Raw genomic sequence first — 17,011 nt, forward strand, 5'->3', positions numbered from 1 at the left:
CTGACTCGGCTTTTCCCATGGAAGTTTGACCGGCATTTACACCGAATAGGCCGCCAGGCATAACCTTGGTTTACCGGCTCTTTGCATCTGGCACAACCTGGAAATACTGCTGCTGCCCCTTAAGGCCGAATCGAGCAAATAGCTGCACCGGCTGCTGTTGTCCAGCGCTTTAAAGGCTTCAATTTCCTTATTTTCAAAAGCGCCGAAAAAGGCAAAGACTACGGTAATATTCAGGCCCGGGTTAGCCTTTTTCATCGCTTCTATACGCAACATATCCGACTCAACCTTAAGCAGGTCTTTGCTTTTGGAAAAGACACTTTTATTGCCACAGCGGATCTCAAAATAAGACTCGCCATCCGGCATTTTCACCGAAAAATCACACCTGGATGCCAGGCGCTTTTCTGTTACCGCCTCCGGTGTTTTACCATTTTGGTAACGCAGAAACTCCGCACTTTCCTGGTCGTTTTGCTTAACTGCCGGGCTTTTTATTGCCGGGTAATAAACATCCGTTTGCAGCTCAAAAGGCGCATCAGCCTGATTAAACACATGCACCAACTCTGCTGTCATCCAGTGCTTCCAGCAATTTTTCAGGTTAATTTCAGACAAGATGCCATTGGCACGGGCAAAGTCATATTCATTTTGAACAAAGGACAAAAAGTTGTATGCATTCATAAAGATGGGCTACCGGTAAAAAAATGGAACCTGTAAAATAGCAAAGGACGATTATCAGGACTCGGCGGTTCCTACGAAAAAAATCCCCTTTAGCGGCATAAAAAATACCGACAAAAAGCTCCTCTGCCTTTTAGCTTATTCGCCCTAGTCTGTGCCCCCTGCCGCCCGTTAACTTGATAGTGGACTGACCTTTAATGGCAGTTATAAACAAGTTTGAAAAAAGGAGCAGCAATGAAAATGGATAATTCAAGAGCATCAGCAACAACGCCAGACAATGCCGGTAACAAGAAAAAACTCAATCTTGAAGATTATGAATTTATCGAAATAAGCGATCAGGAAAATAGTGACTCACCAACAAGCAACCGGGTTGCCGTCATCGTCGGCCAGTGGGCAATGCCAACCACGGTAGTCTTGGTGCTTATCACCTGCTTTTCAGGTTTCTTTCTCAGCGAAGCAGCATTTACTCCGGTAGTCGGCATGATAGCCCCTGTGGTGATGGCCCTGATCATGGTGATCCGCGATGCTTCCGCAGGCAAAGAAGAAGATCCCACCATCAAGGACAGGGAGAACGAACGTAAAGAACGCAACCAGCATTACCAGCATTACCAGCATGAAAAAGACGTCACCCTGGCCAGGATGACTCTGGAAGAAAGAATGAAAAATCAGGAAATCACCGAGCACGCCAGGCAATTTAATGTGCTGCAGGAGTCAACCAAGGAATTCTTCGAATTAATCAAAGAAATGAACACTAAGATGACCCAGCAGATGAATAAACCTAAGTCCACCGAGTTTGCCGTTGGCGACACTAAAGTCATTATTAACGACGGTAGCAGTAAGGTTGAAAGCAACACAAAAGCCACCGGTCAATAATCTTTGCCATCATCATGTCCGCAGTGAGGAAATGTTTAAATCAGCTCCTCACTCGCTACGACTAAAACCATAAAAATTAAAATATTGCTATCATGCCCTAAGCTTTTGTCGGGATAATTAAAACAGAGAAGAGTAATAACCCGGGTAGGAGCTTTCGCAACTCCCCCCGGCATCAAGCTAGGTTAGCTTTCAAGAAAAGCCATACGGCGGTTGAAACGATCCTCAGGCACGTTTGGCCAATTTTCCCGGGTGGTTAACGCTTGTTTATAACCGTCAAGATCATTCGCTGCAACAAACGCCTGAATGAGTTTTCGGCTGCCAGGGGTATAATCGCCGCGATACCTGAGATCTATCAGCACATCTTTGATTTTTTCATCAAGCCCCGGCCAGTCAACCGCACCATACGCCGCCACGCAATCCGCTTTACTGCAAATGCGCTCAACGTCCCGGCTAAGCTCATCATAGGTTTGCTTAAACAACACTTCCTGTGCATCCATGGAGATCTCAAGATCACTTAAACCGTGCTTCTCGATAAAATCTTTGGCCTCTTTACCGCTAAGCCCCGCCGCCCCGCCAAGCAGCTTGGCCTGCTGTGATTCGACCCCGGCAGCCACTAAATCGGCACTGATTTTCTCACTGCTTTTCTCTTTCATGTCATAACCGCGTCCTATGGTCAGGCCGGAAGTATCACCCGGCACATGCAACTTACGGCTGTGATACGGGCCTCCTTCCATGCCTTCGGCTTCATAAGTTAATAATCCGTGGGTAATCGCCATGAGTAAACTCCTGATATCTGATCATCTTATATATAGACAAAATATTTCACCCCTAATATAAAAAGAGGAAAAAAGTGGGAATACATGAACCCTAAGCCCATGCGGCCTAAAGCTACAAACCATGTTATTCCCACAACAACAATCGACTTTTAGGGAGTGAAGTTGATTGACACCAAACCGGTGAAGTAACGTACCGCTAAGCAAGCGGTAACCAGCTTGATAACACCCGGAGTAACTACTCCCCGGGTGCAAGCTAATGTACCTTTAGCAGCGGGCAGAGACTCGTCAGAAACCGGCAAAAATACCGTCAAACACAGGAAGCAGGCGGAAGGTGTCCAAAAAGTACCATGAACAGAAGCGCGGGATGTAGACAGCTAATGCACAATAACAAAGATTAGCGTACTGCAGTTATCGCTAACGCAAGTAATTTCACGTAAAATACCGGCTATGCCCGGTAAACCCGGATCTGTTATATAACCCCCAGGATAAACATGAAAAAGACATTTAAGCTCAGCCACCCTAAACTCAAGCTTGCCAGACTGGTCGACTCGATAAAATATGAGGTGAAAAAGTACATCAAAAGAGAGCGCAACAAAGCCTTGCCTGACGATGTCGATTTTTGGGACTTTGATTGCAAATATGGCACCACAGAGCAAGAAGCCAGTGTTATCCACCTGTCACAAATCAACAAATGTATCGATGAAGCCGAGCAACAAAACCTGGAATCTTTCTATTTAGAAATCCTGGTAAAACCCGGTTACCGTACCAAAAAGACAGACTTTGATTTCGAGTCTTAATGTCAGCCAAGCATTAGCCCTTGAAGTCATGACTACAGTGAGCCGCAATAACCGGTAACCTGAGTTTTTAATTCCAGAAAAAGTTGATGAAGTTAGCCACTAACTTCATCATATTTTTTATAGAGGATGTTTTCCTCCTTGCGGATCCTCTGGCTTAAGGTAGCAAATAATCCGCCGAAGTCTTTAGCGAACGCTATACCGGAACTGTCTGAGGCATATTTATCAAAAAAAGCCAGGGCACTGCTTGATACCTGATTCATATCCGCCGCAAAAACGGCTAGAGTACGCTTAAGGCTTTCATTGCTTTGCGCCGCACGGTTCAGTGCCGGATATAACAGCCGATCTTCCTTTTCCAGGTGTGCCAATAAGCCTTTTTTCGCCGCCAGCAAGGTATCCCGCCCTTCCTGTGACTGAATACCTAACTGTTTTACTCTATTCAGCGCCTGGGTTATCTCAAGATGCTCGGCAACCAACGCCTTGATTAAAGGTGACATAATTTATCCTTCATGCTTGTTTTTCAAGGCTTAAACCTTAACCTGAAACCAGGCTGGAATAATCGGCACTTTCATCGCAGAAACAGCGATGATTATCGGCAAAAAAGCAGCTAAAGTTCAGCAAAACACGGGAAATCACGTTATAGTCGGTTGATACTCAAAACCGTCGATATAAGCTTTTCGGGAAACAAAACTCAGGCTGCCCTGCCGGTTAAGCCGCCCCTTGTCAGCCGCCCCGGTCCGGCGTTTAAGCAAGGGCTTATCCTTTGGCTTGTCTGACGAAATACCGCCGGGCGAATAATGAACCGGGCCGCCGCCCCCGTGACGCTGGTAATAAAAAGCTTCCGCTTCTTTGGCATTTTCCGGCGCCTTGCCTTTGAGCTTGATAATGCCGGCAGCCGAATAATAAAAATTTTCAAGCTGCTGTTTGCACCAAAGCTCAAAGCACTCTTTTGCCTGGTTTGAGTGATAGGCCAAAACCTGCTTGCCCGCTGCCTGCCAATTCGCCACCCGAACCCCGGCCCGGATATTGATTTCCCGGGTCAACAACAGTTTGCGCTCAACTTGCCAGCAACCGACCACATCATGCCAGGGCAGTTTATCGGTGGCGGCATCGCCGTATAGCTGCCTGGGGCTGCACCAGCCGTGCTCACCTTTGCCCCGGGGGTCGTAGGGGTAATAACTGTCTATCACCCCGTTATCGTCCGGATTAATCAGCCTGTGTACCTGCCTTTGCATCCGGTCGAGATCGCAATAGCCGCCGGTCAGCTCCACCGCGTACAGATACACTTTTTCCTGGCCCTTATTCGGGTAACCGGGGTAGAACAGCGCCCCCGGAATGGTTTTGGATAAACCAATAACGCTTTGCCGGTCGACACCATTTTCCAGGCCGCCACCAAACCAGCTAAAGCCTGATTTTTTCACCGGCAACAGCAATTGTTGCTGTAACTGCTCGGGAGAGCGGGGATCGCAGCGCCAAAACACCCGGCTCGGCTCGGCAAGCTCGGGATAAAGATTAATAATGCCCGGCCTGCGGCTTAAATTGAAGGTGACACTGTTCTCCTTACGCCCGGGCAAGGCACTTTTTTCCAGCAAGGCACGGTAGCTATGGCCCAGGGCCTCATAAACGGTATGGTAACCAGTTGATTTTTTTTCAGACATAAACACTCCTTGGCATCGAAAAAAATGACGAAGTGCGTATTGCGAAATAGGGTAACGGCTAAGGTAGGGATACTTCATCAAACGGCAACCAGTGTAACAGCCAAGGTCAAAGTCACTTGGTAAAAACCACGGTTAACGCGGGGAAATAAATGCCGTTAGCCGTTTAGCGACAAACGGAACTAGCTGCGACAATATAAATCCAAATCAGGCACCCGGGTTGTCCGGCATGCCCCCTTTTTTTGCTGGCAGCCTTTAAGGTAATTGCCGGTAGCCCTGGCAAAGTTGCGGTACACCACAGGCAAGTCAAATCCCTGTTTTTCTGCCCTGTGTTCGCGCATATAAACAATAGACTGATGGGTTGTACGCACCGCCTGCTCTCCGGGCAAGATGCCGAGTTCAAGATAATCCACCGCCATTTTCGCGGCTTCGCTGCCCTGCTCCAACGGCGAAACCCCCAAAGCAAAATAACCGCCGTCTTCGACAAAAAAGCCATAGGTGCCGATCGCCGGAATCTTGCTGTTGGCCAGCGTCCACCGGATCAAATCCCGCGGAGCAATACGCCTGCTGCCCTTATCTGCCCGGCACCTGACGGTATGGTACAAGGTAAATAACAGCAGATCCCCCTGGCGGCTGGCTTGTTGTATCTGCTGTTGCCAGTCGGCAAGCGTCACCATCACAGGATATTCAATGTCAATCGCCAGCGGTTTTAACTCCCTGGCCAGCTCACGCAGGGAATGTTTAAGGTTATATGCGCTGGTCACCGAATCATCTACCGGGGCAATAATTTTCAGTTGCTCTTTTGCCAGCTGGTTTTTAACCTCCTGCAGGCTGAGGCTTAAAAACTTTGCATCAACCGGATCTAAGATGCCGCCGATATGGCCTTGCCCGCTAAAGCCATAATCTTTCGGCTCAGCGCCGACACCGGCAAAAACAATTTTCATTGTTGAATGGCGGCGGTAACACTCTCCCAGGGCGGGCAAACGCTGCTTTAACTTGACCACCTCTGCCGGGTCAAGCGCTTCGACATTAACATAACAGCCCGATACCAGGCTTTGGGCATTATCATCAACGGCAATCACCACATCCGGCGACCAATTGTCTATCTGCTTTTTCACCCGCCGGGCAGCCTGCTTTTTAAATTTGTCACTCGAGCGTTTTTTAGTATCCATATAAAAGTGGCGCACTTCATAATGCCAGGGGGCCAGGGTTCTGCTGATGGCGTTATCGATTTCCCGGGTCCAGGAAAAGTCATTGGCATAACTTTGCACCACCAACACCCGCGGCCGTTGCAACGACTGCCAGATTAAGCAGACACTCAATAACAAGAAAAAAATGATTTTCAGCAAATCATTTATTTTAGCTATCATATCCGGCACTCCCTTGCTGCAGACAATCTTATTCAAACCAGGGATTAACTCTGACAATACAGCTGCAAATCCGGCACTTTATGCTCATTGGCAGCACATTCGTTAAGACCGGCATTACACTCGCTGATATAGTTTTCTGTCGCCCGGGAAAAATTACGGTAAATAATCGGCAAATCAAAGCCCTGCTTTTGTGCCCTGTGCTCCCTCATATAAATGATCGACTGCTGGGTGGTCTTCACATCCTGCTGTCCGGGCAGTATGCCGCGCTCCAGGTAATCCACCGCCATATTCGCCGCGACCGTGCCCTGCTCAAAGGGAGAAACGCCGATGGAGAGCAGGCCGCCGTCTTCAACAAAAAAGCCCCAGGCGCCGATGGAGGGAATTTCGCTGTTGGCCATGGTCCATTGAATTAAATCCCTGGGAGAAAGTCGCTTGGCTTCATCATTGGCTTCACAGCGCACCGTGTGATACAGGGTAAATAGCAACAAATCCCCCTGCTCATTGGCCTCTAATATATTGCGCTGCCAGTCTTCGGCGGTCACCGCCACTTTGTGCTCTAAGCTGATATCCAGCGGCGCCAAGGTTTCGGATAAAGAGCGAAAGGCATTTTTAATGTTGTAATGGCTGGTGGTGGAATTATCCACCGGGGCAATGATCTTCAGCGAAGACTTGTCCAGGCCGGATTTTACCATCTCCAGGGTATCCGTTAGCGCCGGGATATCGATGCGCTCTGTGATGCCGCCGATATGTTTTTGCCCGGTAAAACCATAGTCTTTCGGCTCGGCCCCGACCCCGGCATAGATCACCATCATCTCGGAATGGTTGTCGAAACAGTCGCCAAAATCCGGGAAGTCGGCTTTTAGCAAGACCAGCTCTTCTTCGGTTAAATCCAGCTTTTCGGTATCGACATAACAGGTGGAAACCAGGCTCTGGGCATTATCGTCCACGGCAATCAAGACATTCGGCGACCAGTCATCGATTTGTTTTCTCACCAGCGAACCGGCAATTTTCTTAAACTTAGCATCGGAATGGTTTTTGGTATCCATATAATAGTAACGTACGTCATAGAGCTGCTTATTCAGCACCTGGCGGATGGCATGGTCGATATCTTCAGTCCAGGAAAACTCATTGGTATAACTTTGCACCACCAACACCCGGGGCCTTTGAATGGTTTCCCAGATCAGATACAACACCAAACCGATAAAAAAACAAATTTTAAAAACATTATTCACTCTACTGCTCATTATAAAATCTCCATGGCGCGCCATACCGGAATCGAGGCGTATACCGCAAACAGGCGGAATAAGGTCATCCAGATATTAAATCGTAAAAAGGCCCCCTCGTGATAAAGGGGTTGCGGGCTGTTGATACCTTTAAACAACACGTAATAGGTGCTTTGGTAGGGCAGCAAAAAGGCCTCTGACAAGGTCAGGATAATAAAGCCCACCACCCACATATTGACCCCGGCAATATTGGCCAGCGGCAAAAATACCGACGAAGCGATCACTATGGTCGCTATGGTGGACAGTGCGGTTCTGAGCACTAAGATCACGCCAAACAGCACCAGCACGAATAAATAGAAGTTATCCGTCATCAGCTGCTGCAAGCCGGAAAGCTTATTGGCCAGCAACTGATCCAGGCCGAGGTAATTCAAGGTCCGGGTCAGGCCTATCAGGGTGCCGAGCAGAAATAAAAACGGCCAGTCGATTTTTTCCCGAAAAGACTTTTTCGATAACGAGCCCAGGGCCAGGAAAATAAACATGATCGCCAGGCCAATCCAGGCAGGTTTGATCTTATGGATAGAGGTAGTCACTATGCCCGCCACCAAAAGCAAGACGCCAAAAACCGCCCCCCACTCTTTAAGGCTCATGCGTCCTAAAATATTCAGCTGCAGCTTGATCTGCGACTTATCCAGCTCGGGATGTTTATCGGTATTAAACAGTAAATAACTGAGTACCATAAACAAGGCGAACAGGGTAACCCCGGTGATCGCCGCCGCCTGTGCCCAGTCGCTCCACTGGAAACTGTCCTGCACCTGGGTCGGCAACATGGTAAACACCAGAAAATTAATCGCCTTGGAAGTTAAAAATATCGATGAAAACAAACTGACGCCGAAAAAGGCCGACAGCGCCATACGGGTGGCATCCCGACCCTGGGCGGTAAATTTCAGCGACGACAGCAGATCTTTGAGCAAGGGTGAAATCAAACCGACCCGGCCATTGGCGGAAGGTAAAATCGGGGTAAACAGCAGGCCTATCAGGGTCAGCATCAGGTTGTAAAAAAAGGTCGAGCAAGGGGTAAGCTTCAGCAGCAATAAAGACAAGCGGTACACCAGCCCGGAATCGACAATCACCACCGCCAGCACAAAAATGCTCATCGCCATAAAAAAGCCCGATGACTGGAAGCCGCTCAGCACCACATCGCTGGGGGTGATCCCCAGCACCAGCACCACTAAAATCGACAACATACCGGCGACATAATCCGGCACCAGCTTAAAGGCCCACATAAAAATGGACACCAGGAACACGGACACAAAAGTACGGGCATTTTCGGTGATATCCAGCGGCGCCGTTAGAAAATACACCAGCAGCGGCACGGTAAACACCAGCAGCCAGCCCAGTAAGGTAACCAGGCCTTTTTTCCCCTGCGTCTGCTTTTCGCTGTTTAAGTTCACTTCCCAGGGTTCCTGGTCGTGGTGACGGGTATAAGAGGCCAGGAATAAATCTATCATGGTACTGTCCTGGGACAGCAGGCGTTTGGCATCTTCACCGTGAAACGCCAACAGCCGGCAGCCGCTGCTATTGGCTTTGGCGCCGCCGGTATAGCTGGCGCGGTTAAGCAATAGCTCTTCCCCCAGGTAGCCATGATCTAGGGTGATATCGGACGGCATCGACGAGTGTAGCGTCAGCTCGCCGCCGAGAATATAATACAGACTATCCGCCTCATCACCCGGGTTGAATAACACCTCATCGGGAGCCAGCTCTTTTAGCTCGACATAAGGCAGTAAGCGCGCCATATCGGCGCGGCACAGGCGATCCAATATCGGCGCCGTGGTCAGGGTTGTTAATAGTTGTTGGTTTATTGAAGTCATTTAATACGCCATAGTTAATTACTGGACACACTTAAGCTCGACAGAGCCATTGTTCGAACATGCAGGTAGCTAAAGCCCCCTTGGTTTAATCCACACGGGAGAGGGTATCGGGATCCAATACCTCTAATCGGATCTGCTTGCCGCTGACATGAAACAGCACCAGGGCATGCTGCATGGAAAAGGTCACCACATCCGACGACCAGGGCAATTTTTCCTGGGCATAATAGGGAGCCCCGGCAGCGCCGTTATTGATTTGCCACAGCGGCCGGGTCAGCAGTTTTTCCCTGGGCGCCGACCCCGGCGGGTGAATATCGGAGTCCGGGGTGATCAGGGTACGGGCATAGTTATGCTCGTCGCCGGTCAGCAGGGCGAACACCTTGGGGTGCCTGTCCATCAGGGCAAGCAGCTTGTTTCTTTGCTCGATAATGCCGCGGGAAAGGCCCACTCCCCCCAGATGAGGCCTGGGAGCATTGCTGCCGTAATACCACATGCCGTCGCTTTTGTGGCCGCCGTTGGGAAACACCGGGGTATGCTGGGTGACAAAGATAAAATCTATGGTGTCATCGCCCTGATAGACCTGCAGGGTTTGTTCAAGCCAGGCCATTTGCTGATCCATGATATAACCGTGCAGACCGCCGCCGCCAAGCAAAGAGCCGCTTTTTCCCTGCTTGGCAAACCAGTATTTAAACGAGCGGGAAAATAAATAATTGGAATTGAGCACCACCATGGCAACATTATCGTAGCGGTAGGTGTAAACCGTTTCCTTATAGGGAGGAAAATCGTCAGATGTGCTGCTATCGGGATCATAAACTGCGCCATCTTCGCTTAACGGGCCATTTTCCGGTAAAACAAAAGTATCGGCGAAAATAGCCTCAGCCGACACCGTAGCAAAAGGAAAGCGGTCGACATTGATGCCGGTCGCGCTGCCGTCTTCAAAGGTGTAAAACAAACCTTCATGGTTGCCCATAGTGGCATAAACCGGCAACTCACCGGTGAAAGGCGCAATGGCCTGTTGCCAGTTACGGTACTGGAGTTTTTGTTCCCCTATGGAGTTGCTGCGCCCGTCGATAAGATCGCCGCTGAACTGTAAAAAAGCCGCATCTTGGGAGAGCGCCAGCGCCGTCAGCTTTTTCAGCATATAGGCATTGACCCCGTAAAAATCCCGCTCTCCGCCCCCCTGGCCCCTGCGGGAGTCAGAAGCATAAGCAAAAGTAAAAGATTTCCGGCTGCCCGCCAGCGGTGCGGTGGAAAAAGACGCCCGGCGGATATTTTCATACACCTGGCCGTTTTTTTCATCGGCAGCAAAAACTTCCACCCGGTAAAGATATTTGCTTTGCGGCAGCAAATTGTTCAGGGGAATTTCAAAGCGGCGTTTGGGTCCCGGCTGAGCCACGATTTTGCCGTTGAGGCGGATAGTAGCCGAGCTGTTAAAGTTAGTTTCAAACGCCAGCACGGCGCTGGTGGCGGTCACATTGTGTATGCTCGGGGGGCGTATAAAACCCAGGCTTTCCCTGAACTCACCGCCCTGGTAGAGAAAAGAGACCTGGCCGTCAAAGATCATTTGCCCCCGGTTATTGACCACCCGGTAACCCAGCTCCCCCTGCCCGGACTTACGCCAGCCGGTGGCATCGTATTTGCCGCTGAGCTGCTTAAAATTCACCTCGGCTTTGCCGTCGATGATCTGTGCCGTTTTTTTAAAATAAACCGGCAAGGGGTAACGGCTGTTTTGGGTGTCGATTAAACCGAAATATAAGGTGCCGTTGACGGTATTGTCGCCGGCAGTGAAATCGAATATCAGACCTTGCTTGTTGCCGCTGATCGCCCGGGTAAACTGCGCCAACAGATAAGCCGGTTTTTCTTCCCTTAGCGGGTAAGTGATCCCTTTTTCTTCATCGCGCAGCACCAGTTGCTGATCCTGGTATTTAATGGCATGGCTGAATATTTTCGGAATGGCCGTTAAAGACTTGTCATCCGCCGCACTTGCTGCCCCACCATAGGCAGGCAACACCGATAAACCGGGTATAACCAGCAAAACTAAAGCGTGGCGAAAACCGTTAACAAAATCCATGTTCTCCCTCCTTAAAAAGATAAATAAAATTGATGCAAGGTAACTGTCAGGATCAGGCAAAATAACAGCGGCCAGAAGATAAGTTTCGGCAGCAGGTTATCCGACCATTTCACTAACTTGCAGTGAGGATATTTGGCAAAAATATAAGCGTTTAAGATCACCAGCAGCAGCATCAGGTACATGATCAGGTAGAAGCTTTCCAGGTACACCAGTCCGGCAGCCTTAAGGGCGGCACGCAGCTCGGTATGGCCGATCAACACGCCGAACAGCAAACCGCTGCTCGAAGCAAGCACGCCGGAGAAACTAAACCCCAGCACTTCCACCCGTCCTTCCCTGCTGGTACTCAACACCAAAGCAAACAGCACGGCGGAGACCACCAGCAGCGGCATCAGATTACCGATAAAGGCCCCGAGGAAACGGCGTTTTAAAATGATATTAAAATGCAGCTCGGGAAAGTTTTGCTTGGCTTCGACATGCCCCAAACCGAAGTTGGTACGGTAACCGTGGGCCTTGTAGTCAAAAAACGACGACACCAGCTGCCAGCCCGGCAAGACAAAATCCGCTTCCAGCCCTGGCAGGGACACGGGATTAAAGCCGGGATAGGCGGACAAGTCCGGGGTCAGGATGACATTTTTTCCGATATCCCGGTGCCACATGCGCAGCCAGACATTTTCGACATCAAAAGGATATAGCTGGTAGCCAAAACGCTCCCGCAGCAGGATATCAAAATACCAGCCAACGGTGAGGCCGCCGTCCGGCGAGGCGTGGCGATAACTCTCCAGAAACGGCCAGGGGGAAGCGCTGTCGATATCTTTGGCTTCCGGGAAAATCACCCCGGCAGAAATCTGCTGACATTTCCCCTGCTCATCCCGCAGCCAGAAACTTAATTCCTGCGCCCCGGTTTTGTTTTTCTTACGCCGCGGCGAATCCGACACTTGCTGCTCAGCCAAAGCACAACCTTCGGCGTCTGCGGGTAATTTCTGCCACAAATAGCCGGTGAGTTTAACGCTGTTGGCATCGACAAAATTCAGCGACTGGATAAACACCCCGGTGGGAATAAATACCGGTCCGATACCGCTGAGCTGATGCCGATCGCTATTGTCCCGGCTGATATCTTGCTGAAACTGCTCCACCTGCCACTCGCTCATGATCATATGACTTTGCTGTGTCGGCGCTGTATTCTCTCCCCGGTAACCGTCCAGGCTGACGCTGTTGCCGTCTTTATAGATGGGATAGTGGATCACCGTATGCCAGGCACTGGCAATGGCGATAAACAAAAACAGCGTCACCAGCCAGGAGTAACTCCACCAGCGCCTTTTTCCCGGCGGCGAAAACAAGCGCACCATCAACAGCAAAAAGAACAGCCCAAAAGCGATCAGCGACAAAGAGATGGCAATGAGCTGCAAGCGCTCGACCTTAGGATGACCAAGCAAGTCCTGCTTTTGATAGACCAGCCCCAACACCCACTGAGTACGGTGGATAGGTTCAAACACCCAGATCGCCGGATTGCCGGATAATGGGTCGATATGCTCCCCCACCCGGGTGCCGTAGGCAATGGCCTGGCTGAACAAGGCATAGAGATCATCGCCGCCGTCAACCTGCTCGGCGGTGATGGTGCGGGCGGTTTTAATGTAGTCCGTATCCGGGTGGGCAATAAACTTGCCCTTGGGGGATAAGATAAACCCATAACCGGAATGGCCGAAGTTCATCGACGCCATCAGCTTTTTAAAATCGCGCAGCGACATATTGGCCCAGACACTGCCGCTTGGCTGGCCGTCCTGCTGCAGCATTTGCGGCGCATAAAACGGCAGGCTGAATTCCTCCACCATGCGCTGGCTCGCCTGGCCAAAATAAGGCTCCTGCCAGCTGTCGAGCTGGGGCTTGGGACAATTTACCGGATCTAATCCCAAAGGGCAGAGATACCAGAATTTATCGCCGCAGGTATAGTCGTAGGCTTTATTGACCATCACCAGATCCCGTTGGCGGTTATTTTGATCATTGCGCCTTAAATAAGGGGCAAACAAATAAGGCTGCAACTCAGGCGTAGTACAGCCGGACATGCCCCAGGAAGTTGCCCCGCCGCGCATGGCCAGCAAGGGCATGGTTTCTACCGGCGCCTGCTGCCCGGCCATAAAGGCTTTTAACACTTCCGGCCGGTAGGCAGCGCCGACACCGAAGATCAACGGGGTATTTTTGCTCTGCTCCCGCAGCCGCTGCTCCAGGTTGCCGATATGGGTGCGCCCGGCATTAAGTTCATACGCCAGAGCGCGCGCCGCACTTTCCACCATTTTCAGCGTCTTATCTATCTCATTTGCCGCCTGATAGGCCGCTTTTCGCGCCTTTTTCAGCGACATTTCCTGCTGCTGCGCCAGCCATTCCTGCCTTTGGCTATAAAACCAGGCGCTGGCAACCAGACATACCAGGATCAACACCAGTAACACCGGCGTCAGGGTATGGGTCAGGCGAAAAATCAGCGGCTCGCCACGACGGCATAACGCCGTGGCCTGTTCAAATAACTTCATCAGGGCATCCAAACATTTAAGGTTTCAACTCTGGCCGGGCAGGCCGATAGACAAACAAAAATCAGAAACTGTACCTGGCGCTAAATTCCAGGCGTTTGATTTCACCGCTGGAGACCTCATTGCCACTGCTGAGTTCCCGCTCGCCATAGGCATATTCCACCCCGAGTAAAAAGCGCTTATTAACCTGATAGAGAAGGTTGGCCAGATAAGTGTCGTAACTGTATTTTTCCCCGCCATGGCTATGATCCACCCGGGCAAAACCCAGAGCGAAATTGGAACGCCAGCTATCATTCCACCAGTGACGGTACGCCAGGTAACCGCCGCTGCTGTCATTGGCGGACAAATTCAATTTGTCATCAGCATCGAGATAAAGGTCGCCGGCGGCATTGGTAGACTCCTGAATATAACGGCCCGCCCCCTTGCCGGAAGCCAATGAAAAACGGATATCGTCCTGCCCCGGGAGTTTGAACTTACCGGTCACAGCCACGGCATATCCCGAGGTTTTAGCCGTTTCTTCCCGGCCATCTAGCTCTTCATAGGCCGCCAACTGCCGCCGGGCATACTGCAGCGAGACATGCCCCCAGGATTTATTCACCATTCCCCGCAGGATAAAGTCCGGCTGCTTGTCCTGCTCTACAGCGTTATCGGTGCCGTCGGCGAAATTAAGATCTGTTTCCGGGTTTTCCAAACTGGTCATCAGCTTAAAATCATCAAAAGAGGTGCTGTAACGCACCATGGGCTGACGCAGCAGGGTTTGTCCGGCGGCGTTACCCAGGTTTATGGTTTCCGGATAGGATTTGACATCAACAAAGGTTGACCAGGTTTGCCCCAGCAGCCAGTTACCCCAGCTGCCGTACGCATGGCGAATACGAAAACCCGTAGAATTGGTCAGCAGCTCGTTGCCGCCGCCGCCAAGAAAATCCCCTTCGACAAAAACCGCTAACGGCCCGGAAGGAGTCGCAAAAGACTTTTTGATATTGATACGCGACTGGCGGGCATGAAAACGCACATGGCCCTCGGCGACATTGCTATCAAGGGAGATATTTTGATAGTTAATGACATCGTCCCCTTTGCCCGCCAGATCATAAATAAAGTCGGCCTTGATATAACCATGGATCTCCAGCGGAGCATCCCCCGCCTTATCTGCAGCCGGCTTAACCGGATAAGGATTTACCACGACCTTGGCGGCCTCGGCTAAGCCTTGCGTCAGTTGCACCAAGGCTTTATCTTCTACAAGCGGCGCCGGTGCTGCCGCAAGCTGCAGCGGCGAAAAGAAAACTGCCGGCAAGACACTGGCAGAGCACAACTTAATATAAGACTTAACACGACCGGGCCAAGCGCCCAATTTCACCAAAAGTGTGCACGCAAACAGGTGCTTAAATAACACTTTATCCTTCATACCTTATCCTCTGATTTTTATGGCTGATGGCGCGCTTATCTCAGCCGGTCAATCGCTAAAAGAAAGCCGATATAAGCGCTAAACGTTTTGTTGTTATGAATGCCATCAGCATATAAGGGAAAAGGGTTTAAGCATTGGCGGGATCAACGAAGTTTTAAGGCAAAGCTAGCAAGTTTAAAACGAATCAAGGAATAGCGAGCAAGACAGCAATCAATTCAGCGCTTTTGCCAGGCTTTTTGTAGAAAATAAACCAGCAGCAATACGCAAATAAAACTAAGCAAAGTCACCGGGGGCAAATAAGCAGGCCAGGAAGTTGGCGTGAACCAGGAATAACCGCCGAGAAACAACAAGTGATAGGCCAACGCGCATATCTGCAAATACTGCAATAGCCGTTTTTGCAGCATACCGGTAAAATGCCCCACGCTGATCACAAAAAACAAATAGCCGCACAACAGGCCAAAGAATAAAGCCAGGTTGGCGACAGCACTGAAACTTGCCATTTGCAGCACCTGCTCGTCGCCGGCTGTTAACAGTACCTGAGAAAATTTAGGGTAATAACCTGCCGGTAACAACACCAGGGTAAACAACACATGTAGCAGAGCACAATGCAGTGCCATTTTCCCTAAAGTCAGCGCTGACCCCCGGCGGCCTTTAATGCCCGCCCTTCCGGCAAACAGCAAAGCCAATACCGACGACATCGCCAGTGCCTTATTAACAATATATAAAGGCAACTGGCTCCAGCCCACCCCGGCAGCCAGGTTATAGCGCACAACGGCATATAGCAGGGGAAAGAGTAGAATAACCACTTTGACATTGAACACACAGGGATAATGACGCCTTATCTCAGCTCCTATCTGAATAACTTTATATCGCAGCAAAGTACTCCCCCTTCCCAAGTAATATCTCACAAAAGCACTTTATGCTCCGCGCTCAAATATCACTTGGTCAGGGAGATGGAAAAATAGGTTTTTCAACGGAAAATAAGCTAATAAACGACTATTGCTACTTGAATAAGCCTGTCAAACGAAACCAGCATAAAATGTCAGACAAGCTCAGAAAAATGGAGCAAGCAAACCATAACGTTTTAATGACTTTTCAGAGCAAGAAACACTATGGTTAACTTGAAAATTTGCTAGGTTAAATAAGTTAATTTAACTTTCCTTATACCTTGATATAGGATGCCTTAAGCCTTAGGGATCTTCCTGAAACATTTTTTAAAAGTCCGAACCATATGTTCGAATTGATTATTTATAATTGCTTTAGATTTATCAACAGCATAGACATTAGCAGTATCACTGCCGCTCCAAGTTAAACCAATCCATGTATTGGCTGCAACAGACGGGATAAACGCACTACCGTTATATCCTGTACTGGGATCTTCCACGACCCATCGATAATCACAATATTTGGGAGTAAAAGGTGCAGTGTCTTCGGTAATTTCAACCCAGACCTGACCATCGAGTACTGCATTTCCCTGCAAACTTATAAAAGTAACCCCCATTACGACTAACAATAAAACTTTTTTCAATCTACGATACAGAGAAGCCAAAAACATAAATCACCTCCAGTTAGCAAATATGTTACTTAGCCTATTTTCAACACCTTAATTCGGGCTTACAGAACATCGAAGCTGCAAAAAACCACCGTATTATGATGGATTAAATAAACAAGCAACAACCCGACATATCCACTATAGAACTTTGCTTTTTTTTCACCTAGAACTTATTGATATAAATACCGGCCCTCGATAATGTTGTTAGCAAAAAGCTCCTCGAATTCAGCATTCACCGCCTG

At 49.7% G+C, this 17,011-nt stretch carries 14 protein-coding genes; 2 read left to right on the plus strand and 12 right to left on the minus strand.

Features of this window, described 5'->3' with window-relative positions; genetic code table 11:
- Window positions 1-36: 36 nt before the first annotated feature.
- Window positions 37-672 (minus strand): hypothetical protein, encoded by a 636-nt coding sequence (locus SG35_RS22735; RefSeq protein WP_044830420.1) that lies wholly within the window; start codon window positions 670-672, stop codon window positions 37-39.
- 231 nt (window positions 673-903) lie between these two features.
- Between SG35_RS22735 and SG35_RS22740 the strand changes: the two genes are divergently transcribed.
- Window positions 904-1,542 carry a hypothetical protein gene (locus tag SG35_RS22740; RefSeq protein WP_044830421.1) on the plus strand — a complete coding sequence of 213 codons (639 nt, stop codon included), beginning with the start codon at window positions 904-906 and terminating at the stop codon, window positions 1,540-1,542.
- A gap of 182 nt (window positions 1,543-1,724) precedes the next feature.
- Here the strand turns inward: SG35_RS22740 and SG35_RS22745 are convergent, their stop codons facing one another.
- The gene (locus SG35_RS22745) at window positions 1,725-2,318 is read right to left on the minus strand and encodes a pesticin C-terminus-like muramidase (RefSeq protein WP_053042720.1); all 594 of its coding nucleotides are present in this window, start codon (window positions 2,316-2,318) and stop codon (window positions 1,725-1,727) included.
- Window positions 2,319-2,809: 491 nt separating this feature from the next.
- On the opposite strand from SG35_RS22745, the gene SG35_RS22750 reads away from it, so the two are divergent.
- A complete protein-coding gene (locus SG35_RS22750) occupies window positions 2,810-3,115 on the plus strand; it encodes a DUF6172 family protein (RefSeq protein WP_044830422.1) in 306 nt (101 codons plus the stop codon).
- Window positions 3,116-3,207: 92 nt separating this feature from the next.
- On the opposite strand, the gene SG35_RS22755 is transcribed toward SG35_RS22750, so the two are convergent.
- From SG35_RS22755 to SG35_RS22800, 10 genes are all read right to left on the minus strand, one after another.
- Window positions 3,208-3,609 carry a hemerythrin domain-containing protein gene (locus tag SG35_RS22755; protein WP_044830423.1) on the minus strand — a complete coding sequence of 134 codons (402 nt, stop codon included), beginning with the start codon at window positions 3,607-3,609 and terminating at the stop codon, window positions 3,208-3,210.
- Window positions 3,610-3,744: 135 nt separating this feature from the next.
- On the minus strand, window positions 3,745-4,770 hold the full coding sequence (locus SG35_RS22760) for a hypothetical protein (protein WP_044830424.1): 1,026 nt from the start codon (window positions 4,768-4,770) through the stop codon (window positions 3,745-3,747).
- 179 nt (window positions 4,771-4,949) lie between these two features.
- Window positions 4,950-6,137 carry an ABC transporter substrate-binding protein gene (locus SG35_RS22765; RefSeq protein ID WP_044830425.1) on the minus strand — a complete coding sequence of 396 codons (1,188 nt, stop codon included), beginning with the start codon at window positions 6,135-6,137 and terminating at the stop codon, window positions 4,950-4,952.
- 44 nt (window positions 6,138-6,181) lie between these two features.
- Window positions 6,182-7,381 carry an ABC transporter substrate-binding protein gene (locus SG35_RS22770; RefSeq protein WP_044830426.1) on the minus strand — a complete coding sequence of 400 codons (1,200 nt, stop codon included), beginning with the start codon at window positions 7,379-7,381 and terminating at the stop codon, window positions 6,182-6,184.
- Window positions 7,381-9,228 (minus strand): SLC13 family permease, encoded by a 1,848-nt coding sequence (locus SG35_RS22775; protein WP_044830427.1) that lies wholly within the window; start codon window positions 9,226-9,228, stop codon window positions 7,381-7,383. Before SG35_RS22775 ends, SG35_RS22770 begins: the two co-directional genes overlap by 1 nt.
- Window positions 9,229-9,313: 85 nt before the next feature.
- On the minus strand, window positions 9,314-11,296 hold the full coding sequence (locus SG35_RS22780; protein WP_044830428.1) for a metallophosphoesterase family protein: 1,983 nt from the start codon (window positions 11,294-11,296) through the stop codon (window positions 9,314-9,316).
- Between the two features lie 11 nt (window positions 11,297-11,307).
- On the minus strand, window positions 11,308-13,818 hold the full coding sequence (locus SG35_RS22785; RefSeq protein ID WP_053042721.1) for a PDC sensor domain-containing protein: 2,511 nt from the start codon (window positions 13,816-13,818) through the stop codon (window positions 11,308-11,310).
- 61 nt (window positions 13,819-13,879) lie between these two features.
- Window positions 13,880-15,217: a DcaP family trimeric outer membrane transporter gene (locus SG35_RS22790; protein ID WP_053042722.1), complete on the minus strand. Its 1,338-nt coding sequence runs from the start codon at window positions 15,215-15,217 to the stop codon at window positions 13,880-13,882.
- 215 nt (window positions 15,218-15,432) lie between these two features.
- The gene (locus SG35_RS22795) at window positions 15,433-16,038 is read right to left on the minus strand and encodes a hypothetical protein (protein ID WP_044830429.1); all 606 of its coding nucleotides are present in this window, start codon (window positions 16,036-16,038) and stop codon (window positions 15,433-15,435) included.
- A 362-nt stretch (window positions 16,039-16,400) separates the two neighbouring features.
- A complete protein-coding gene (locus tag SG35_RS22800; protein WP_044830431.1) occupies window positions 16,401-16,772 on the minus strand; it encodes a hypothetical protein in 372 nt (123 codons plus the stop codon).
- Window positions 16,773-17,011 lie beyond the last annotated feature (239 nt).

Source organism: Thalassomonas actiniarum, assembly GCF_000948975.2.
Classification (GTDB): domain Bacteria; phylum Pseudomonadota; class Gammaproteobacteria; order Enterobacterales; family Alteromonadaceae; genus Thalassomonas; species Thalassomonas actiniarum.